The following is a 21098-nucleotide window of genomic DNA, read 5'->3' as shown; positions in this document are numbered from 1 at the left end:
AAGCGGCGCCCCCGACCGGCAGGTGTCAGCGCTCCTCGACCGGGACGAAGTCCCGCTCCACGACGCCCGTGTAGATCTGGCGCGGGCGGCCGATGCGGGAGCCCGGCTCCTTGATCATCTCGTGCCACTGGGCGATCCAGCCCGGGAGGCGGCCGAGGGCGAACAGGACCGTGAACATCTCGGTCGGGAAGCCCATGGCCCGGTAGATCAGGCCGGTGTAGAAGTCGACGTTCGGGTAGAGGCTGCGCGAGACGAAGTAGTCGTCGGAGAGCGCGTGCTCCTCCAGCTTGAGCGCGATGTCCAGCAGCTCGTCGGACTTGCCGAGGGCCGAGAGGACGTCGTGCGCGGCAGCCTTGATGATCTTGGCGCGCGGGTCGAAGTTCTTGTAGACCCGGTGGCCGAAGCCCATCAGCCGGACGCCGTCCTCCTTGTTCTTCACCTTGCGGATGAAGGAGTCGACGTCACCGCCGGAGGCCTGGATGCCCTCCAGCATCTCCAGCACGGACTGGTTGGCGCCACCGTGCAGCGGGCCCCACAGGGCGCTGATGCCGGCCGAGATCGAGGCGAACATGTTCGCCTGCGAGGAGCCCACCAGACGGACCGTGGAGGTCGAGCAGTTCTGCTCGTGGTCCGCGTGCAGGATCAGCAGCTTGTCGAGGGCGGCGACGACGACGGGGTCGAGCTCGAACTCCTGCGCGGGGACCGAGAAGGTCATCCGCAGGAAGTTCTCGACGTAGCCCAGGTCGTTGCGCGGGTAGACGAAGGGGTGGCCGATCGACTTCTTGTACGCGTAGGCCGCGATCGTCGGAAGCTTGGCGAGCAGCCTGATCGTGGAGAGGTTGCGCTGCTTCTCGTCGAAGGGATTGTGGCTGTCCTGGTAGAAGGTCGACAGCGCGGAGACGACCGACGACAGCATCGCCATCGGGTGGGCGTCGCGGGGGAAGCCCCGGTAGAAGTTCTTGACGTCCTCGTGCAGCAGGGTGTGCTGGGTGATGTCGTTCTTGAACGTGCTCAGCTCGTCGACGGTGGGCAGCTCACCGTTGATCAGCAGGTAGGCGACCTCCAGGAACGTGGAGCGCTCGGCCAGCTGCTCGATCGGGTAGCCGCGGTACCGGAGGATGCCCTGCTCGCCGTCGAGGTAGGTGATGGCGGATTTATAAGCGGCCGTGTTGCCGTAGCCGCTGTCCAGGGTCACCAGACCGGTCTGGGCGCGGAGCTTGCCGATGTCGAAGCCCTTGTCGCCGACGGTGCTGTCGATCACCGGGTAGGTGTACTCGCCGTCGCCGTACCGCAGTACTACAGAGTTGTCGCTCACGTCTTCCCTCACCGACGTTGTGCCTCTTCTTCGAGGTTGCCCTGACTGTCTCTACCATCCCCCATTTGGCGCATGAGAGTGCACTCGGGGTCGACCATTGGGCTTATTGGCGGCACTCAGTGCCGCCAACTTGCTCATCCTGCCCCTCCGCACCGGCATCCGGAAGAGCTGTGTGACGTTTACGACTCGTTTGATCGATCAAATTTCACTCACCTCTCCCCGGAGCGCGCTGAGAGCCTGGCACTCACCGCTCCAGTGCGCGTGGTGCGAGCCTGAAGTCCAGCGCCGTGCAGCGCCGTCCGGCCGAGACCGTGCGCACCGCCTGCCCGATGGCCTTGCGCGAGCCGACGAGCACGACCAGCTTCTTGGCCCGGGTGACGGCGGTGTAGAGCAGATTGCGCTGGAGCATCATCCACGCGCTCGTGGTGACCGGGATCACCACCGCCGGGTACTCGCTGCCCTGGGAGCGGTGGATCGTCACCGCGTACGCGTGCGCCAACTCGTCCAGCTCGTCGAACTCGTACGACACCTCCTCGTCCTCGTCCGTCCGCACCGTCAGGCGCTGGTCGACCGGGTCGAGCGAGGTGACCACACCCACGGTGCCGTTGAAGACGCCGTTCGCGCCCTTGTCGTAATTGTTGCGAATCTGGGTGACCTTGTCGCCGACCCGGAAGACCCGGCCGCCGAACCGCTTCTCCGGCAGGTCGGGGCGGCCGGGGGTGATGGCCTGCTGGAGCAGGCCGTTGAGGGTGCCGGCGCCGGCGGGGCCGCGGTGCATGGGGGCGAGCACCTGGATGTCCCGGCGCGGGTCGAGCCCGAATTTGGCCGGAATCCGGCGGGCCGCCACGTCCACGGTAAGCCGGCCGACTTCCTCGGTGTCGTCCTCGACGAAGAGGAAGAAGTCCTTCAGGCCGTCGGTGAGGGGGTGCTGCCCGGAGTTGATGCGGTGCGCGTTGGTGACCACCCCGGACTGCTGGGCCTGGCGGAAGACCCGGGTGAGGCGGACGGCGGGGACCGGGCCGCCGTCGGCGAGCAGGTCCCGCAGGACCTCCCCCGCCCCGACGCTGGGCAGCTGGTCCACGTCCCCGACGAACAGCAGATGAGCACCCGGCGCGACCGCCTTGACCAGCTTGTTGGCGAGCAGCAGGTCCAGCATGGACGCCTCGTCGACCACCACCAGGTCGGCGTCGAGCGGGCGGTCCCGGTCGTAGGCCGCGTCCCCGCCGGGCTTCAGCTCCAGCAGCCGGTGCACGGTGGAGGCCTCGGCGCCGGTGAGCTCGGCCAGGCGTTTGGCGGCACGCCCCGTGGGGGCGGCGAGGACGACCTTCGCCTTCTTGGCGCGGGCCAGCTCCACGACCGACCGGACGGTGAACGACTTGCCGCAGCCCGGCCCGCCGGTCAGCACGGCGACCTTCTCGGTCAGCGCCAGCTTGACGGCGGCCTCCTGCTCGGGCGCGAGCTCGGCGCCCGTACGGCCCTTCAGCCAGGCCAGCGCCTTGTCCCAGGCCACGTCCCGGAAGCCGGGCATGCGGTCGGCGTCGGTGCGCAGCAGGCGCAGCAGCTGTCCGGCGAGGGAGAGCTCGGCGCGGTGGAAGGGGACGAGGTAGACGGCGGTGACGGGGTCGCCGCCGTCCGGTGCGGGCACCTTCTCCCGTACGACGCCGGGCTCCTCCCCCGATTCCTCGTCCGGTGCCGCCAGCTCCGCGAGGCACTCGATGACCAGACCGGTGTCGACCTGCAGCAGCTTCACCGCGTCGGCGATCAGCCGCTCCTCGGGGAGATAGCAGTGCCCCTGGTCACTGGACTGGGACAGGGCGTACTGCAGGCCCGCCTTGACCCGCTCGGGGCTGTCGTGCGGGATGCCGACGGACTGGGCGATCTTGTCGGCGGTGAGGAAGCCGATGCCCCAGACGTCGGCGGCGAGCCGGTAGGGGTGGTTCTTCACCACCGAGATGGAGGCGTCGCCGTACTTCTTGTAGATGCGCACCGCGATGGAGGTGGAGACCTCGACGGTCTGGAGGAAGAGCATGACCTCCTTGATCGCCTTCTGTTCCTCCCAGGCGTCGGCGATCTTCTTGGTCCGCTTGGGGCCGAGGCCGGGGACCTCGATGAGCCGCTTGGGCTCCTCCTCGATGATCCTCAGGGTGTCCAGGCCGAAGTGCTGGGTGATGCGGTCGGCGAAGACCGGGCCGATGCCCTTGACCAGCCCCGATCCCAGATAGCGGCGGATGCCCTGGACGGTGGCCGGCAGCACGGTGGTGTAGTTGTCGACGGTGAACTGCTTGCCGTACTGGGGATGGCTGCCCCAACGGCCCTCCATCCGCAGGGACTCGCCGACCTGGGCGCCGAGCAGCGCGCCGACGACCGTGAGGAGGTCGCCGCCGCCGCGGCCGGTGTCGACCCGGGCGACCGTGTAGCCGTTCTCCTCGTTGGCGTACGTGATGCGTTCGAGCACGCCTTCTACCACCGCCGGACTGGACATGATCCGACGCTACCGTCCGGCACTGACAGCTCAGCCGGACTGTGCCTTCACATGGTCGAGGACCTTGCGGAACTCCTCGGTCGGGGAGAACTCCACGAACTCGCAGTCCTCCAGGGCGACCGGGACGTGCCCGGGGCCCCAGTAGTAGGCCTGGCCCTCCTCGTAGACCTCCTCGCCGAGCGGGGTGACCATCCGCAGCCGGCCCTTCAGCACCAGGCCCCAGTGCGGGCACTGGCAGGCGTCGCCGGGCAGGCCCTTCATCGCCGGGCCCATGTCCGTGCCCTCGGGCAGGCGCACATAGCCGACGGACATGCCGCCGCCGATCGGTTCGGTGCGCAGTTCCACGCCACCGCCTTCCAGGAAGACGGGCACCTCGTCGCGTGTCGTCGCCGTCATGGTTCCTCCGCTCCGGGCCGCGGGCCCTTGAGGAGAACGACCCCGCAGTTCCAGCGTGGCACCGGCGCGGCCCGGGTGCCCTTCCGGGCGCCGCGGAGTTCGGCAGAATCGCCCGGGCGGACAGCCGTAACGGACGGACACGGGAGACATTTCATGGACGCCTACGACCTCCTGGTCGTCGGATCCGCCAACGCCGACCTGGTGATCGGCGTGGAGCGGCGGCCCGGTGCCGGTGAGACGGTGCTCGGCTCCGATCTCGCCGTCCACCCGGGCGGCAAGGGCGCGAACCAGGCGGTGGCGGCGGCCCGGCTCGGGGCGCGTACGGCCCTGCTGGCCCGGGTCGGCGACGACGCGCACGGCCGGCTGCTGCTCGACTCGCAGCGGCGGGCCGGGGTGGACACGGCGGGCGTGCTGGTCGGCGGCGCGCCGACCGGGGTCGCTCTGATCACCGTGGACCCGTCCGGGGACAACAGCATCGTGGTCTCGCCGGGTGCCAACGCCCGTCTGACGCCCGAGGACGTACGGGCCGCCGCGCGCCTGATCCGGGCCTCGCGGGTGGTCTCCGCGCAGTTGGAGATCCCGTTGGAGACGGTCGAGGAGGTCGTACGGAATCTCGCGGCGGGCAGCCGGTTCGTGCTGAACCCCTCGCCGCCGCGGCCACTGCCGCCGGAGGTGCTCGCCGCGTGCGATCCGCTGATCGTCAACGAGCACGAGGCGAAGGTGATCCTCGGGGACGCCCGTGCCGGGGAGCAGCCCGAGGACTGGGCGCGGCTCCTGCTGGCGAAGGGACCCCGTTCGGTGGTCGTGACGCTGGGGGCGCGGGGGGCGCTGGTGGCGTCCGCCGAGGGCGTGGCACGGGTGCCGTCCGTGCGGGTGGCGGCCGTGGACACCACCGGCGCCGGGGACGCCTTCACGGCGGCGCTGGCCTACCGGCTCGGCTCGGGCGCCGGGCCGGTGCGGGCGGCGGCCTACGCGGCCCGGGTGGGCGCGGTGGCGGTCACCCGGGAGGGCGCGCAGGCGTCCTTTCCGACGGCGGCGGAGGTCGAGGCCCTGGGAGAGGGCGCGCGCGAGGAGTGAGCCGTACATGCTTCGAGGGGGCCCGGTCCGTCGACCTGGCCCCCTCGCGCTCTCCCCCTCCGTGTCAGAACCCCCCGCGATCCCCCCAGATCCCCCTCCAAGAAGTTCCGACACCCAGTACGACCCACGTCCCCTGGAAAGGGTTGTACGGCTTTCCGAGAATTTATTCGGCCCTCGGCGCGAGCGGTGGGGCGGCGTGCCGGTGGCGTCACCGGGTACCCGTCGGCACAAGGCGTCGACAGAGGGCAGGCGGGTACGGCGATGAGCGACGAACCCGGACTGCTGCGGCCCGAAGTGCCCGTCGCACTCGCGCCGTTGCAGCGGTTCCCCCATCTGCTGCGGTGCCGGGCCACCGGTCTGACCGGGCCGGAGTTCGCGCGGGCGCAGCGGGTCACGGTGGCGTGGGCGGTGCTGCCGCCGGCCGTGACCCTGATCGGACTGCTGATGCCGGCCGTGCGGACGGCGGCACTGGGCGGTGCGGCCCTGCTGGGGCTGCTGGTGCTGACGAGAGCAGTTTTGCTGATGGTCTTCGAGCGCCGTCAGCAGCGGTACGAGCCGCGCTGGCTTGCCGAGCGGACCGCCGCCCTGCGCCGCCACGAGTTCCCGGTGCTGCGCTGCTCCGTCCGCTACGACGAGACGCCGGGCCTGGCCCGGGTGTACGACCTGACGAACGGCGACCAGGTGGGGCGGCTGCTGGACCGGCGGGCCCGGGAGCGGGCCGCGGGCACGCATGCGCGGGCCACCCTGGAGTTCGTCTGTGCGACGCGGGAGCGGGTGTCGGCGGTCGCCGAGGTGCGCCGGGAGCTGGCCGAGCTGGAGCTGCTGACGGTACGGCCGGACGGCGCGCCCGCCCGGGTCAGCTTCCCGCAGGCGCGCTATCTGCCACTCCCGGAACCCGGACGCCGACCGGCACGGCGGGCTTACTGGGCACTGTCCGGGCCGGTTCTGGTGGTGGCGGCAGGTGTTGGGGAGCGGGCGGGGGCGGCGGGGCCGGCGGTCTCGGCTAGGTGAGGGTGCGGCAGGGCGTCGCGGGAGCTGACGGTACGGCCGGACGGTGCGGGTGGCCGCCTGCGCTGGGCCTACCGGAAGCTGTCCGGGCCGGTTCTGGTGGTCGTCGCCGGGGACGGGGAGCGGGACGGGGCGGTGGTTTCGGATAGGTGGCGGTGGAGGAGGGCGTGGCGGAACTCGTAGTAGCCGTTGACCTGCCGCAGCACCCCGCGCTCCCGGGCGTCCTCGGCGAACCGGATGAGCCGGCGCGGGGTGTGTCCGCGGAGCGCGAGCCACACGCGTGAGGGCAGGAAGCGGCCCCACGCGCTGGAACCGAGCGCCATCATGCCGAGGCCGACGGAGCTGAGCAGCGCCCCGGAGACCGCGCCCAGCAACGCCTCGGCCGCCCGGGGCAGTTCGTCGATGAGGGTGACGTCGTCCAGTTGCGGGGTCCGGTGACCCTCCTTGAGCGCCGCGCCGAGGTAGGCCCCGGTCAGCGCGCCCGGGACGGCGCCGGTGAGCCAGGCGTACCGGATGGCGACGCGGTCGGAGCGCAGCAGGCCGACCGGGGTCACCGCCTCCAGGGGATCGCTCGGCTCGCTGAAGTAGCGGGCGGCGGCGAAGGTGAGGGCGCTGAGCAGCCCGCCGATCGCGATGTGCACGGGGCGCTCGTAGAGGAAGGCGACGATCACCGCGCAGGCCGCGCCGCCCATCACCCCGAACCCCAGGACGCGTTGCAGGGCGTGGCGGCTGGGCGGCCGTACCGAACGCAGCCGGGGCTTGGCGCGGCGCGGGTCGTCCTGCGGGACCAGCTCCACGACGAGCGCGCCGATCACGGCGGCGCCGAGGCCGATCCACAGGCCGAGCCAGGGGCGTTCGAAGAGGGCGAAGAGGAGGGCGGCGGCGGCCGAGCAGGCGAGCGCGGCGTTGGCCAGGGCCACGGTGAGGAACAGTCCGCGCGGCACCGAGCGGTGCAGCTGCCACCAGGCGAACCGGTGGGTGCCCGGTTCGGCCTGCCGGGCCAGGAAGCCGAGCCAGCGCCGGGCGTCCTCGACGTCGAAGGGGCCCGGGAGGCGCCGGTAGGTCTCGGTGACGAAGTTGTTCAGCAGGTACCGCTTGATCCGCTCCTCGGCCCCGGAGTCGTCGGCGGCCAGCAGGTCCGCGGGGAGCGAGCCGCCGAGCGCCACGGCCAGCGACAGCATGAACGGTGTCTCCAGCGCCCGCGCCACGGGCCCGTCCGGGCGCGCGCCGAGCGTGGCCAGCAGCGGCCCCCGTTCCGCGCCCCCGGCGCGCTCCAGCACTCCCCCGGCCTCGTCGGCGCGCAGCGGCTGAAGGCGTACGAACAGCGTGTCGCGCAGCACCCGTGCCGGTTCCAGGTCCGCGAACTCGGCGGCCCGGCAGGTCAGGACGTAGGAGCGGCCGACCAGGTCGGTCTGGACGGCGTGCAGGGCGGCGGCGCGGTCGGACGCCTCGTCCAGGCCGTCGAGGACGGGCAGTACGTGGAAGCCCAGGAGTTCCTCGGCGATCTTGCGGTCCTTGGTCCGCTCGCCGACGGTCGGGTAGTGCAGGGCGAGTTCGTCCGTCATCCAGTCGGTCAGCGAACGGGTGCGGTCCCAGGAGGAGAGCTGGAAGAGGACCGGGACGACGTCGGGCTGGGCGGGTTCCAGGGTGAGCAGGACGCACAGGGCGGTCTTGCCGGCGCCGGGCTCGCCCGTGACCACCAGCCGGGACAGGTGCCCGGCGCGGGCGTGCCGGACGAAGGCGCCGGTCAGCTCGTCGAGCACGCCCTCCTCGCCGAGTTCGGCGGACAGCTGGGAGGCGCGTTCGGAGCCGGGTTCGCGCCGCCAGCGCACGGCCATCCGGCGCTCCTCGTACAGCTCGCGGTAACGGCTCTCCCGCAGCCACTGCCTGGTCACCTTGCGGGCCAGCGCGGACGCGGCCTCCTCGGCGGTGACGTCGGGCCGGCGGCCGCTGCGCAGCGCGTCGAGGGCGAGCCCGGCGACGGGCAGCACGACGCCGACGAAGGCGAACCACAGCTCGATGGGTTCCGGGCCGCCGTCCCGCAGCCCGAACCCCACCACCACGACGGTGGCCACCACGATGACGGCCAGCACGGCGTGGACGGCGAGGGTGTGCCGGTCGCGGTTCATGGCGGCGGCTCCGCCCCGGCCGCCGGCAGGGCGTCCTCGCCCCGGGACAGGAACGCCAGGACGGCCGAGCGGCGGGCGGGCCGCCGGGCCAGCCGCCCCAGCGCCGGGAGCCTGCGGCTCACCCAGGCCTGGAGCAGCAGGAAGTACAGCATCCCGCAGTACGGCCGGGCGGCCGGGCCGCCGTGGACGGCCGCCAGCCGGGGCCGGATGGCCCGCAGGCGCCGGGCGATGCCGGGCAGGGTGAGCGCGCCGCACGACACCAGGGTGGTGACGCCGTGCTCCCGGTCGAACTGGACGTCCAGGTAGTCGTCGAGCGACTGGAGGATCTCGCCGAGGTCCATGACCAGGTTCCGCTCGGCCGGTCCGAGCCGGGGCTTGACCAGGCCGCACAGGATCAGATGGGCGGCGGCGCCCTTGCCTCGGGTGATCTTCTCCAGGACGTCGAGGGGCACGCCGGGTTCGCGCTGGCGGCGGGAGAGGACCTGGTACTCGTGCAGCGAGACCAGTGCCATGAACACGGACGCGTCGGGCCGGTGGGCGAGGTTCCGCTCGATCGCGTACACCAGCCGCCCGAGCAGTAGCTCCGCCGGGGTGCCCGGGACGAAGGGGCGGTTGCCCAGGAGTTCGCCGAGCCGGTCGCCGACGGCCGGGTCACGGTCGGCGTCCCCGTCGATGAGGTCGTCGTAGAGCCGGGTGACGGCACCGGCGAGGACGGCCACGTCGGGTTGCAGCCGGTGCCCGGTCAGCCGGGCGTAACCGAGCATGGCCAGGCCGAACTTCACGCTCATGACGCGCAACGAGTTGTCGACACGGGCGCGTTCGCGCGGATCGGGCAGGCTCTCGGCGACGAGCGGCGCGACGACCCGCTCGTAGCTCCGCACGAGCACCGGTAACGAGCGGTACGCGGCCCGCGCCGCCGACGGCAGCCCTGCGGCCATTCCCAGGCTCCGCACCAGAGCCCCGACCTCAGCGACCGTCTGCCGCATCCCCGCTCCCGCCCCCAAGGGCTCCGAGCGTCCCATAACGGTGCGCAGGTGGTAAAGCGGTTCGGCCACACCCGGCAGGGGCGGGTCAGGCCCGCCCGCGGGACCCCTCCGGCACGCTCGATCCCTCTCGCCTTCTCGCCAAGTCCTGCCGGAAAGGATCGCTCCGCCGCTGAGCTCGCCGCCAGTGTTTCAGCCGTGGCCGAATCCGGTGGGGGGTCGTGGTCATGGAGGCCGAACTCGAGTTACCCAACGGGGACTTGGCGCGTCTGCGGTTCGCCGTCTCGCCGCTGTGGGAGGTCGCGACGAGCTTCCGGCTGCTCCGCGCGGGGCGCCCGCACCCGGCGCATCGCCCGTGGGTCGAACAGGTACGTCCGCGGGTGGCGGCGGCGGGTCTGGAACGGCTCGCCGAGCTGGTACCGGCCGACGGCTATGTCCCCGATTTCCTCAACCCGGCGCCGCCCGGCCCGGACCCGGCCCTCGCCGAGGAGCTGGCCGCCGTACGGTCGGCTCCGGTGGAGCGGATACGCCGGACGCTGGGTGCTCTACGCGCGCACCGCGACGGCCGACGCGCTGCTCACCCAGAAGATGAGATTCGCCTGAGACAGGTGATCAGGGCGGCGGAAGCGCGGGGCCTGCCCACCGGGCGAGCTCCCCGCGCCCGCGTGTGCTAACCCGTGTGCGCCACGAAGCGCGCCGCGGTCTCCGCCAGCACCTCCCGGCCGTCCCGCGCCCACAGTCCGTCGTTGAAGAGCTCCACCTCGATGGCGCCGGTGTAGCCGGCGGCCTCCACGTACCCCTGCCACTCCCGCATGTCGACCGAGCCGTCGCCGATCTGCCCGCGGCCGGTGAGCACGCCCTCGGGCAGCGGCGTGGTCCAGTCGGCGAGCTGGAAGGTGTGGATCCGCCCGCCCGCGCCCGCCCGGGCGATCTGCGCGGGCGCGTCGTCGTCCCACCAGATGTGGTACGTGTCCACCGTGACGCCGACCTGGTGGGCGGGGAAGCGTTCGGCGAGGTCCAGGGCCTGGGCGAGGGTGGAGACCACGCAGCGGTCGGCGGCGTACATCGGGTGCAGCGGTTCGATGGCCAGCCGTACCCCGTGGTCCTCGGCGTACGGGCCCAGGACCGCCAGCGCGTCGGCGATCCGCTCCCGCGCGCCGCGCAGGTCCTTCGAGCCCGCCGGGAGACCGCCCGAGACCAGGACGAGGGTGTCCGTGCCCAGGGTGGCCGCCTCCTCGACGGCCCGCCGGTTGTCGTCCAGCGCCCTGGCCCGCTCCGGCGCGTCGATCGCGGTGAGGAACCCGCCGCGGCACAGGGTGGTGACCGTCAGCCCCGCGTCCCGGACCGCCTTGGCCGTCGCCTCCAGGCCGTACGCCTGGACGGGCTCCCGCCACAGGCCGACGTTGACGACGCCCAACTGTCCGCACGTCTCGACCAGTTCCGGCATCGACAGCTGCTTGACCGTCATCTGGTTGATGGAGAAACGCGCCAGGTCCGTCACTGGTTCACCCCGTACGTCGACAACAGGTTCCGCATCCGTTCCTCGGCACGTTCCGGGTCCGGGAACAGGCCCAGGCCGTCGGCGAGTTCGTAGGCGCGGGCGAGGTGCGGGAGCGAGCGGGCCGACTGCAGGCCGCCGACCATCGTGAAGTGAGCCTGGTGGCCCGCGAGCCAGGCCAGGAAAACCACGCCGGTCTTGTAGAAGCGGGTCGGCGGCTGGAAGAGGTGGCGGGACAGCTCGACGGTCGGGTCGAGGAGTTCCCGGAAGCCCTTGGCATCCCCCGTGTCCAGCACCCGGACCGCCTCCGCCGCCAGCGGGCCCAGCGGATCGAAGATGCCGAGCAGGGCGTGGCTGAAGCCCTTCTCGTCCCCGGCGATCAGCTCCGGGTAGTTGAAGTCGTCGCCGGTGTAGCAGCGCACGCCGTGCGGGAGCCGCCGGCGCAGGTCGATCTCGCGCTGCGCGTCCAGCAGGGAGACCTTGATGCCGTCGACCTTGTCGGGGTGGGCGGCGATGACCTCCAGGAAGGTGTCGGTGGCCGCGTCCAGGTCCGCGGAGCCCCAGTAGCCCTCCAGCGCCGGGTCGAACATGGGGCCGAGCCAGTGCAGGATCACGGGTTCTGCGGACTGGCGCAGGAGATGGCCGTAGACCTCCAGGTAGTCCTCGGGGCCGCGGGCGGCGGCCGCCAGCGCCCGGGACGCCATGAGGATCGTCTGCGCGCCTGACTCCTCGACCACGGCGAGCTGTTCCTCGTAGGCGGCGCGGACCTCTTCGAGGGTGCCCGCGGCGAGCTGGTCGGTGCCGACCCCGCAGGCGATGCGTCCGCCGGCCGCGCGGGCCTCGGCCGCGCTGCGCCGGATCAGCTCCGCCGCGCCCGCCCAGTCCAGGCCCATCCCGCGCTGCGCGGTGTCCATGGCCTCGGCGACACCGAGCCCGTGGGACCACAGATGCCGGCGGAAGGCGAGCGTGGCGTCCCAGTCGACGGCGGCCGGCGAGTCGGGGCTGACGTCGGCGAACGGATCGGCGACGACATGGGCCGCGGAGAACACCGTACGAGAGGTGAAGGCCGCGCCCGGGGTGACGGCGACGGGCTCCCGCCGGGGCTCGTACGTCCTCAAGGACCCGTGGGAGTCCGGGAGTCGGATGGTCACAGCGCGATCTCCGGTACGTCGAGGCGGCGGCCCTCGGCCGACGACTTCAGGCCCAGCTCGGCGAGCTGGACGCCGCGGGCGCCGGCCAGGAGGTCCCAGTGGTAGGGGGCGTCGGCGTAGACGTGCCGCAGGAAGAGCTCCCACTGCGCCTTGAAGCCGTTGTCGAACTCGGCGTTGTCCGGCACCTCCTGCCACTGGTCGCGGAAGACCTCGGTGGCCGGGATGTCGGGGTTCCAGACGGGCTTGGGGGTGGCCGAGCGGTGCTGTGCGCGGCAGGTGCGCAGCCCCGCGACCGCCGAGCCCTCCGTGCCGTCGACCTGGAACTCCACCAGTTCGTCGCGGTTGACCCGCACCGCCCAGGAGGAGTTGATCTGGGCGACGGCACCGCCGTCGAGCTCGAAGATGCCGTAGGCGGCGTCGTCGGCGGTGGCGTCGTAGGGCTTGCCGTTCTCGTCCCAGCGCTGCGGGATGTGGGTGGCGGTGAGCGCCTGGACGGACTTCACCCGGCCGAACAGCTCGTGCAGCACGTACTCCCAGTGCGGGAACATGTCGACGACGATGCCGCCGCCGTCCTCCGCGCGGTAGTTCCAGGAGGGGCGCTGGGCGGACTGCCAGTCGCCCTCGAAGACCCAGTAGCCGAACTCGCCGCGCACGGACAGGATCCGGCCGAAGAAGCCGCCGTCGATGAGGCGCTTGAGCTTGAGCAGGCCCGGGAGGAAGAGCTTGTCCTGGACCACGCCGTGCTTGATGCCCTTCGCGCGGGCCAGCCGGGCCAGTTCCAGGGCGCCCTCGAGACCGGTGGCGGTGGGCTTCTCGGTGTAGATGTGCTTGCCCGCGGCGATCGCCTTCCTGATCGCCTCCTCACGGGCGGAGGTGACCTGGGCGTCGAAGTAGATGTCCACGGCCGGGTCGGCGAGGACCGCGTCGAGGTCCGTGGAGATGTGCTCCAGGCCGTGGCGGTCGGCCAGCGTCCTGAGCGCGTGCTCGCGGCGGCCCACCAGGACCGGCTCCGGCCACAGCACGGTGCCGTCGCCGAGGTCGAGGCCGCCCTGTTCGCGCAGGGCGAGGACGGAGCGGACGAGGTGCTGGCGGTAGCCCATACGCCCGGTCACGCCGTTCATGGCGATACGCACCGTTTTGCGTGTCACGTCATTCCCTTCGTCCGCTGACGCCCCACCGGCGCAGCAAGCGCTTTCTATATGGACTGAAGCTAGCCTCTGACCAGTGGTCTGTACAAGACCGTGATGGGGATGAGTCGTTCGAGGGGCGAACCAACCGGGTGCCCGGCCGTATGGTCTGGTCGGCGGCCCCGGAACCGTATGCGCCGGGGGCCTGTCTAGGAGCACGTACGACGTACGAGGCGGTACGAGAGATGCGCGACCGGAGGACGACGAGATGACGGTGACCCTGGCGGACGTGGCGGCCCGCGCGCAGGTCTCCCCCGCGACGGTGTCGCGCGTGCTGAACGGGAACTACCCCGTCGCCGCGTCCACCCGGGAGCGGGTGCTGCGCGCCGTGGACGAGCTGGACTACGTGCTGAACGGTCCGGCGAGCGCGCTGGCCGCCGCCACGTCCGACCTGGTCGGCATCCTCGTCAACGACATCGCCGACCCCTTCTTCGGGATCATGGCGAGCGCGATCCAGGCGGAGATCGGCGGCCCCGGCGGGCGCGCCGGCGGCGAGCGGCTGGCCGTGGTCTGCAACACCGGGGGCTCACCGGAGCGCGAACTGACCTATCTGACCCTGCTCCAGCGGCAGCGGGCGGCGGCCGTGGTGCTGACCGGCGGGGCCGTGGAGAACGCCCCCCACGTGGCGGCGGTCTCGACCAAGCTGCGCAAGCTGGCGGAGGCGGGCACCCGGGTGGTGCTGTGCGGGCGGCCGCCGGCGCCGGACACCGGGGCGATCGCGCTGACCTTCGAGAACCGCGGGGGCGGCCGGGAACTCACCGAGCATCTGATCGGCCTCGGCCACCGCCGCCTCGGTTACATCGCGGGCCCCGAGGAGCGCACCACGACCCGGCACCGCCTGGAGGGACACCGGGCCGCGCTGGAGGCGCACGGCATCGAGGACGACCCCCGCCGGACCGTCCACGGCCGCTACGACCGCCGCTCCGGTTACGAGGCCACGCTGGAGCTCCTGCGCCGCGACCCGACCCTGACGGCGGTGGTCGCCGCGAACGACTCCGTCGCGCTCGGCGCCTGCGCGGCCGTGCGGGAGTCGGGGCTGCGGATCCCGGAGGACGTCTCCGTCGCCGGCTTCGACGACCTGCCGTTCAGCATCGACGCGGTGCCCTCCCTGACGACGGTGCGCCTGCCGCTGTCGGAGGCGGGGGCGCGGGCCGGGCGGATCGCGATGGGCCGCGAGGAGGAGCCGCCCGGGGGCATCGCCACGATCAGGGGCGAACTGATGGTCCGGGGGTCGACGGGGGTGCCGCGGAACTGAGGTCGGGGGGCTTCGGGCGTGCCACGGAACTGAGGTCGGTGATCAGCTATCGAATGGCCGGTTCCGCTGCCTGCAGTGCGCGGGACAGATCATTCAGGGGAGGGGTCACAGGATGGCGTTCCGTACATTTCTCAGTGCGCTCGGGATCAACGCGCCGCAGGTGGAGACTGTGCTGGACCGGGAGGCGGTGCGGCCCGGGGAGAAGCTGACCGTTGTGGTCACCCTGCGCGGCGGCGCCGACGTGCTCGTCGAGCGGCTGAAACTGGACGTCGTCGGACGGTTCGAGGACAGCGAGCCGGACGAGACCGGGTGGGCGAACCCGGGGGTGATCCTCAGCTGGACCGAGGAGGGGCCGTTCGCCCTCGCCGCGGGCAAGGAACGCGTCAGGGACGTCGACTTCGAGCTGCCCTGGGAGATGCCGCTGACCCATGTCCTCGGCGGGCGCAGGCTCAAGGGCGCCCGGGTGGCCGTGCGGACGGAGCTGGCGATCGACAACTCCGTGGACCGGGGTGACTTCGACGAGTTCTCCGTGCACGCCCTCGCGCCGCAGGACGTCGTCCTCCAGGCCTACGCCGACCTCGGGTTCCGCTTCGACGAGGCCGAGCTGAAGAAGGGCACGCCCGGCTCGGCGGTGGCCTCACGGGTCGGCTTCTCGCAGGAGATCGAGCTGTGGTTCCCCGCCGAGTACGGGTCGATCGGCGGGCTCGAGATCGCCTTCAACGCCCGTGAGGACTCGCTGGACCTGCTGACCGGCGGCTCCGGCAGGCTCACCTTCTCCTACGACGACCTCGACCCGGGGCAGGTGCGGGCCCGGCTCGACGCCCACTACCGGGAGCGGTTCCTGCCCGCCTGGTCGGAGATCCCGGCCGGGGCGATGCCTTCCGGGGTCCGCCCCGGCGAGGGGTAGCCGGGAGGGCGCGGGGGTTTTAGTCTCGACCCGTAGACATCTCTGACTGAGTCAGAGATCCGCGTTCAGACATCTGCGTCGCGCAGGGGAGAGCGGGCCGAGCATGACCGTCCAGGACATCCGCGCCTTCAACCGCTTCTACACGAACGTCATCGGCGCCCTCGACCACCGCCGCCATCTGCACGCCCCGTACACCCTCACCGAGGCCCGCGTGCTGTACGAGCTCGCGCACTCCCCGCGGACCGACGCCGCCGACCTGCGCGGCGAACTGTCCCTGGACTCGGGGTACCTGAGCCGCATCCTGACCCGGTTCGAGCAGGACGGTCTGGTCGAGCGGGCACCCTCCGCGCAGGATCCCCGGCGCCGCCGGATCACGCTCACCGCCCAGGGGCGGGAGACCGCCGCCCTGCTCGCCGAGCGGTCGGACCAGGCCGTCGGTTCGCTGCTGTCGGCGGTGCCGGCCGCCGACCGGGCCCGGCTCGCCGAGGCGATGCGCACGATCCGCGAGATCCTCTCCGCGGGCCGCCCGCCGCGCGGCGAGGACATCGTGCTGCGCGAACCGGTCGCGGGCGACCTCGGCTGGATCGTGCAGCGCAACGCCGCGCTGTACGCAGCGGAGTTCGGCTGGAACACCGACTACGAGGGGCTGGTCGCGCGGATCGTCGCGGACTTCGCCGAGGACCACGACCCGCACCTGGAGCGGGTGTGGATCGCCGAGCTGGACGGGCGTCCGGTCGGGTGCGTGATGTGCGTACGGGACGAGGCGCCGGCCACCGCCCGGCTCCGCCTGCTCCTGGTCGAACCGGACGCCCGCGGCCTCGGTGCCGGGGACCGGCTGATCGGCGCGGTCGTCGACTTCGCGCGCGGGGTCGGCTACCGGGACCTGGTGCTGTGGACCAACGACGTCCTCGCCGCCGCCCGCCGCCTCTATCAGCGCCACGGCTTCGTCCTGACGGCGGAAAAACCCCACCGCTCCTTCGGCAAGGACCTCACGGGCCAGGACTGGCGCCTGAACCTGACGGACGCCCAGCAGTGACGGCGCGACCCGCACCGCTGACTGGTGCCCGCGCTGACCGGCGGTCGGGGTGGCGCGTAGAGTCGCGAGCATGAAGCTGGCGTTCTCCACTCTCGGTGTCCCCGGTCTTCCGCTCGCCGATGTGCTGCGGCTCGCGTCCGCGCACGGTTATCACGGCGTCGAGTTGCGCGCGCATCCCGAGGAACCGGTGCATCCCGGGCTCGGGCCCGAGGAGCGCGTCGCGGCGGCGGCCGCGTGCAAGGCGGCCGGCATCGAGGTCGTCGGCATCGCCGGGTACGTCCGGGTGGCCGCCCCCGGCCCCGACGAACCGGTGATCCAGGAGCTGTACGGCCTGCTCGACCTCGCCCGCGACCTGGGCTCCGGTTTCGTCCGCGTCTTCCCCGGCGCCGAGGAGTCGCAGAGCGCCGAGGACGCCGACGCGACGGCCGCCCGCAGGCTCGGCACCGCCGCCGAGTACGCCGCCGACGTCGGCGTACGGATCCTGCTGGAGACGCACGACTCGCACCGCACCGGCGCCGACGCCATCCGGGTGCTGGGCCTGGTCGGGCACCGGCACGCGGGTGCGCTGTGGGACGTGATGCACACCTGGCTGGGCGGCGAGCAGCCCGCGGAGTCGTACGCCGCGCTCGCCCCGCATCTCGGCTACGTCCAGGTCAAGGACATCGCGTCCGCCGAGGACCTCACCCCGCTGCCGCTGGGCGCCGGGGTGCTGCCGCTGGCCGAGTGCGTCGAGGTGCTCTCCCGGCACGGCTGGGACGGCTGGCTGTGCTGGGAGTACGAGAAGCGCTGGTACGAGGGGGCGGCACCGCTCGAGGACCTGCTCGGCGCCGGGCACGACCACCTGGCCCGGCTGCTCAACGACTCCGCGTAATTCGTTGGCCGGGGGCGCGAGCCTCCGGTTAGCGTCCCGGGCATGACCCCGCCCGCGCAGCCGCGCTCCGCCATGCCCTCATGAGCCTCGCCCGTACCCTCCTCGACGTACGGCCCCTGCGCACCTCCCCCGTCTTCCGGCGGCTGCTGATCGGACGCACGGCGTCCGTCCTGGGCAGCTTCATGACCGTGGTGACGGTGATGTTCCAGGTGTGGGACATGACGCACAGCGCGATGTGGAGCGGAGCGGTGGGGCTCGCGCAGGCGCTGCCGCTGGTGGTCGTCGGGCTGTTCGCCGGGTCCTGGGCGGACCGCGGGGACCGGCGCCGGATCTTCCTGGTCGCGACCGTGGGGCAGGCGGTGTGCTCGCTGCTGCTGGCGGTGCAGGGCTTCACCGGGAACGTGCCGGTGCCGGGCATCCTGGCCCTGGTCGCGGCCGGTTCCTGCTTCGGCGCGGTCGGCGGACCGGCGGCGGGTGTGTTCGTGCCGAGGCTGCTGCCCGAGGACCAGGTGGCGGCGGGCCTCGCCCTCAACCAGGTCACCGCCCAGGCGATGATGCTGCTCGGCCCGGCGCTCGGCGGGCTGTTCCTGGGCTGGTTCGGCATCGGCGTCTGCTACCTGATCGACGCCCTCAGCTTCGGCCTGTCCTTCTACGGCGCCTTCGGCCTGCCCGGGCTGCCGCCCGAGGGCGAGCCGTCGCGGGCGGGGCTGCACGGCGTGCTGGACGGACTGCGTTTCCTGGGCGGCCACCGGGTGGTGCGCGGGGCGCTGATCACCGACCTCGCGGCGACCGTGCTGGCGATGCCGATGAGCCTGTTCCCACTGATCAATGAGGAGCGCTTCGGCGGCAGTCCGCGCACCCTGGGCCTGTTCCTGTCCGCCGTCGCCGTCGGCGGGGTGACCGCCACGGCCCTGTCCGGCCGGCTGACCCGGCTGGCCCGGCCCGGCGCGGTCATGCTCTGCGGGGCCGCGGTCTGGGGCGCGGCGCTCGCTCTGTTCGGGTTGACCAGCAGCGCCTGGGCGGGGCTCGGGCTGCTGGTGGTGGCGGGGGCGGCGGACTCCGTGTCGGTCCTGTCCCGGACGACGATCGTGCAGACCCGTACGCCGGACGCCCTGCTGGGCCGGGTGACGGCGGCCGAGCAGATAGTGGGCCAGGCGGGACCGCACCTGGGCAACCTGCGCGGCGGCCTTGTCGCCGGCTGGTCCTCCGGAGCGACCGCCCTGATCACCGGCGGCGTCCTCTGCGTCCTGGCCGTGGCCTACGTCGCCACGAGCACCCCGGAACTACGGGCGGGCGGCAAACGGGGGTGAGCGAGGCCCTGTTAGCCACCCACGGGCACCGCCCTGGCGCCGGTGTCTTCATGGCCGTACCGGAAGAACCGCTCAGCGCGGCTCGGACAGGCGTTTCTCCAAATGGGCGCGGCGCCGGGGCCATTCCTCGGCCGTGATCGAGTAGATCGCGGAGTCGCGCAGCCGGCCTTCCTCGCCCGGGGCCCAGGAGCGGGACCAGTTGCGCAGGACGCCCTCGAAGCGGGCGCCGGTGCGCTCGATCGCGGCGCGTGAACGGCTGTTGCGGGCGTCGGTCTTGAGGTCGACGCGGGACACCTCCCACTCCTCGAAGGCGTGCCGGAACAGCAGGAGTTTCGCCTCGGTGTTCACGCCGGTGCACTGCGCGGAGGCGGCGAGCCAGGTGAAGCCGACCTCGATGGCGTCCAGGTGGTCCGGGGAGCGCCAGGAGCGCGGCTCCCAGTAGGAGGTGGCGCCGACCACGCGTCCGGTCTCCTGGGAGATCTGGGCGTAGGGCGCGAGCATCCCGGTGGCGGCGCGGGCGAGTTGGGCGTCGATGTAGGCGTCGGTCTCGGCGGCCGTGGGCACCCAGGTGAACGCGTACGAGTCGCGGTTCTCCTCGGCCGCCGCGGCCAGGCCGGGCGCATGCCGTCTCTCCAGCGGCTCCAGGCGCACCAGCGCGCCCTCCAGAACCGGCCCTGCCAGCTCGAAACTCACCCGTCGCCCCTCACAGCCGCGCGCGCAGCGCCCCGAACTCCTCGTGGAAACCGGGGAAAGTCTTGCGTACGCAGCCGGGGTCGTCGAACGAAATACCCGGCACACGCAGGCCGGTGACCGCGAAGGACATGACGATGCGGTGGTCGCCGTAGGTCGTGATCCCGGCGCCTTCCACGGCTCCCGGGTGGATCTCGATCCAGTCGGGCCCCGTCTCCACGCGGACGCCCAGCCGGCGGAGGTTCTCCGCGCAGGCGTCCAGGCGGTCGCACTCCTTCACCCGGGTGTTGGCGACGTCCTCGATGCGCACCGGGCCCGAGGCGAAGGGGGCGATGGCGGCGAGGGTGGGCATGGTGTCGGAGATGTCCCGCATGTTGACGGTGAGGCCGCGCAGTTCGCCCGTGCCGCGGACCGTGGTGCGGTCGGCGCCGATCCGCACGTCCGCGCCCATCCGGCGCAGCACCTCGACGAAGCCCAGGTCGCCCTGGAGCGCGCCCCGGCCCAGGCCCGGCACGGTCACCTCGCCGCCGGTGAGGGCCGCGGCGGCGAAGAAGTAGCTGGCGGTGGAGGCGTCCGGTTCGATGGCGTAGGTGGTGGCCAGGTAGCCGCCCGGCGGGACCACGAAGTCTGAGCCCTCGCGGGTCACTTCCACCCCGAAGGCCCGCATCATCGCGAGGGTGATCTCGACGTACGGCACCGAGACCAGGTCGGTGACATGGATGCGCAGGCCCTGCTCGGTGAGCGGGCCGAGCAGCAGCAGGGCGGTGAGGTACTGGGAGGACTGACCGGCGTCCAGCGTGACCTCGCCGCCGACCACGCCTTTCGCCGCGACGGTCAGGGGGTGGTGGCCCTCGCGCCCCTCGTGGCGCAGGTCCACGCCCAGGTCGCGCAGGGCGCGGGTGAGCGGCAGCAGCGGGCGGCGGCGCATCTGCTCGGAGGCGTCGAAGCGGTAGGTGCCGTGGCCGGCGGCGGCCAGCGTCGGCAGGAAGCGGGCGGTCGTGGCGCCGTCCCGGCAGTAGACGTCCGCCTCGGCGGCCGCGGGGCCCTGCGGGCGGCCGTCCACCTGCCAGCTGTCGGGGGTCCGTCCGACCCGGTAGCCGAGGCTCACCAGCCCCTCGGCGAAGCCCTCGGTGTCGTCCGACCGCAGCGGCCGTACGAGGGTGGTGACTCCGTCGGCCGCCGCCGCCAGGAAGAGGGCGCGCGCGGTGATGGACTTGGAACCGGGAATGTCGACAACTGGCATGCCGCCATGATCGCCCGCCACGACCCCCCGGCGCCCACAAGTCCAGGAGATGGACCCCGACTCGTCAGTCACCGGCCATGTCTTCGGCAACGGAACGAACACCTCCGGTGGGGGCGGGGAAAAGAACACCTCCGGTGCGGGCGGGGATACGTCACTGACCGCGGCCTGCACCTCCCGTGGGGGCACACTCGGACACCGCCTGCGCCTCCCGGAGGGCGGGTGAGGGGTACGCCGTCAGCCCTCGCTTGCGCCCCGGGTGAGGGGTACGCCGTCAGCCCTCGCCTGCGCCCCGGGTGAGGGGCATGTCATCGGCTGCGGCCTGCGCCCCGGCCGGGGGCACGTGGTCGGACGACGCCAGCGCCTCTGGCGGCAGGGGTGAGGGGCACCTCGTCAACCGCCGCCTACACCCCCAGCGGGGACACGTCGTCGGCTGCCGCCTGCGCCCCGGCCGGGGGCACGTGATCGGACGACGCCAGCGCCTCTGGCGGCAGGGGTGAGGGGCACCTCGTCAACCGCCGCCTACACCCCCAGCGGGGACACGTCGTCGGCTGCCGCCTGCG

The 21098-nt window shown here is 72.6% G+C and carries 18 protein-coding genes; 8 read left to right on the top strand and 10 right to left on the bottom strand.

Annotation, left to right across the window (positions count from 1 at the left end):
• Window positions 1-25: 25 nt before the first annotated feature.
• The 3 genes from ACWD11_RS11190 to ACWD11_RS11180 all read right to left on the bottom strand — a co-directional run bounded on the left by ACWD11_RS11190 (window position 26) and on the right by ACWD11_RS11180 (window position 4193).
• Window positions 26-1315, bottom strand: a complete 1290-nt coding sequence (locus ACWD11_RS11190) for a citrate synthase (RefSeq protein ID WP_250078220.1) — start codon at window positions 1313-1315, stop codon at window positions 26-28.
• 244 nt (window positions 1316-1559) lie between these two features.
• Window positions 1560-3797, bottom strand: coding sequence for an SF1B family DNA helicase RecD2 (gene recD2 / locus ACWD11_RS11185; RefSeq protein ID WP_389415906.1), 2238 nt, complete (start codon window positions 3795-3797; stop codon window positions 1560-1562).
• 30 nt (window positions 3798-3827) lie between these two features.
• Entirely contained in the window at window positions 3828-4193 is a 366-nt protein-coding gene (locus ACWD11_RS11180) for a hypothetical protein (RefSeq protein ID WP_451282583.1), read from the bottom strand.
• 153 nt (window positions 4194-4346) lie between these two features.
• Here ACWD11_RS11180 and ACWD11_RS11175 point away from each other — a divergent pair, with 153 nt between their 5' ends.
• Window positions 4347-5270 carry a ribokinase gene (locus tag ACWD11_RS11175; RefSeq protein WP_389415904.1) on the top strand — a complete coding sequence of 308 codons (924 nt, stop codon included), beginning with the start codon at window positions 4347-4349 and terminating at the stop codon, window positions 5268-5270.
• A gap of 261 nt (window positions 5271-5531) precedes the next feature.
• Complete coding sequence (locus ACWD11_RS11170; RefSeq protein WP_451282581.1) at window positions 5532-6281, top strand: hypothetical protein; 750 nt, start codon at window positions 5532-5534, stop codon at window positions 6279-6281.
• Window positions 6282-6349: 68 nt separating this feature from the next.
• Here ACWD11_RS11170 and ACWD11_RS11165 read toward each other — a convergent pair whose 3' ends face one another.
• A complete protein-coding gene (locus ACWD11_RS11165; RefSeq protein WP_451282579.1) occupies window positions 6350-8407 on the bottom strand; it encodes a hypothetical protein in 2058 nt (685 codons plus the stop codon).
• Window positions 8404-9345: a class 1 isoprenoid biosynthesis enzyme gene (locus tag ACWD11_RS11160; protein ID WP_389415901.1), complete on the bottom strand. Its 942-nt coding sequence runs from the start codon at window positions 9343-9345 to the stop codon at window positions 8404-8406. Before ACWD11_RS11160 ends, ACWD11_RS11165 begins: the two co-directional genes overlap by 4 nt.
• A gap of 305 nt (window positions 9346-9650) precedes the next feature.
• On the opposite strand from ACWD11_RS11160, the gene ACWD11_RS11155 reads away from it, so the two are divergent.
• Window positions 9651-10064, top strand: a complete 414-nt coding sequence (locus ACWD11_RS11155; protein ID WP_451282577.1) for a DUF5937 family protein — start codon at window positions 9651-9653, stop codon at window positions 10062-10064.
• Here the strand turns inward: ACWD11_RS11155 and ACWD11_RS11150 are convergent.
• Genes ACWD11_RS11150 through ACWD11_RS11140 form a run of 3 tightly spaced genes read right to left on the bottom strand, consistent with a single transcriptional unit; the run spans window position 10061 to window position 13187 of the window.
• Window positions 10061-10891 (bottom strand): sugar phosphate isomerase/epimerase family protein, encoded by an 831-nt coding sequence (locus tag ACWD11_RS11150; protein ID WP_451282575.1) that lies wholly within the window; start codon window positions 10889-10891, stop codon window positions 10061-10063. The two genes, ACWD11_RS11155 and ACWD11_RS11150, sit on opposite strands and share 4 nt — an antisense overlap.
• Window positions 10888-12039, bottom strand: a complete 1152-nt coding sequence (locus ACWD11_RS11145; RefSeq protein ID WP_451282573.1) for a dihydrodipicolinate synthase family protein — start codon at window positions 12037-12039, stop codon at window positions 10888-10890. Before ACWD11_RS11145 ends, ACWD11_RS11150 begins: the two co-directional genes overlap by 4 nt.
• Complete coding sequence (locus tag ACWD11_RS11140; RefSeq protein WP_389415897.1) at window positions 12036-13187, bottom strand: Gfo/Idh/MocA family protein; 1152 nt, start codon at window positions 13185-13187, stop codon at window positions 12036-12038. Before ACWD11_RS11140 ends, ACWD11_RS11145 begins: the two co-directional genes overlap by 4 nt.
• A 247-nt stretch (window positions 13188-13434) precedes the next feature.
• Here ACWD11_RS11140 and ACWD11_RS11135 point away from each other — a divergent pair, with 247 nt between their 5' ends.
• The 5 genes from ACWD11_RS11135 to ACWD11_RS11115 all read left to right on the top strand — a co-directional run bounded on the left by ACWD11_RS11135 (window position 13435) and on the right by ACWD11_RS11115 (window position 18605).
• Window positions 13435-14481: a LacI family DNA-binding transcriptional regulator gene (locus ACWD11_RS11135; protein WP_389415896.1), complete on the top strand. Its 1047-nt coding sequence runs from the start codon at window positions 13435-13437 to the stop codon at window positions 14479-14481.
• A 112-nt stretch (window positions 14482-14593) separates the two neighbouring features.
• Window positions 14594-15388: a sporulation protein gene (locus ACWD11_RS11130; protein WP_451282571.1), complete on the top strand. Its 795-nt coding sequence runs from the start codon at window positions 14594-14596 to the stop codon at window positions 15386-15388.
• A 103-nt stretch (window positions 15389-15491) separates the two neighbouring features.
• A complete protein-coding gene (locus ACWD11_RS11125) occupies window positions 15492-16424 on the top strand; it encodes a bifunctional helix-turn-helix transcriptional regulator/GNAT family N-acetyltransferase (protein ID WP_451282569.1) in 933 nt (310 codons plus the stop codon).
• 70 nt (window positions 16425-16494) lie between these two features.
• Entirely contained in the window at window positions 16495-17295 is an 801-nt protein-coding gene (locus ACWD11_RS11120) for a sugar phosphate isomerase/epimerase family protein (RefSeq protein ID WP_451282567.1), read from the top strand.
• A gap of 80 nt (window positions 17296-17375) precedes the next feature.
• Window positions 17376-18605, top strand: coding sequence for an MFS transporter (locus tag ACWD11_RS11115; protein WP_389415892.1), 1230 nt, complete (start codon window positions 17376-17378; stop codon window positions 18603-18605).
• Between the two features lie 72 nt (window positions 18606-18677).
• On the opposite strand, the gene ACWD11_RS11110 is transcribed toward ACWD11_RS11115, so the two are convergent.
• The gene (locus ACWD11_RS11110) at window positions 18678-19298 is read right to left on the bottom strand and encodes a GNAT family N-acetyltransferase (RefSeq protein ID WP_389415891.1); all 621 of its coding nucleotides are present in this window, start codon (window positions 19296-19298) and stop codon (window positions 18678-18680) included.
• 10 nt (window positions 19299-19308) lie between these two features.
• Window positions 19309-20538, bottom strand: coding sequence for a 3-phosphoshikimate 1-carboxyvinyltransferase (gene aroA, locus ACWD11_RS11105; RefSeq protein WP_451282564.1), 1230 nt, complete (start codon window positions 20536-20538; stop codon window positions 19309-19311).
• Window positions 20539-21098: the final 560 nt, after the last annotated feature.

This window comes from Streptomyces sp. NPDC002776, assembly GCF_053592195.1.
Note: the sequence above shows the minus strand (reverse complement) of the source record. Positions and strands in the feature narration are given on the sequence as shown.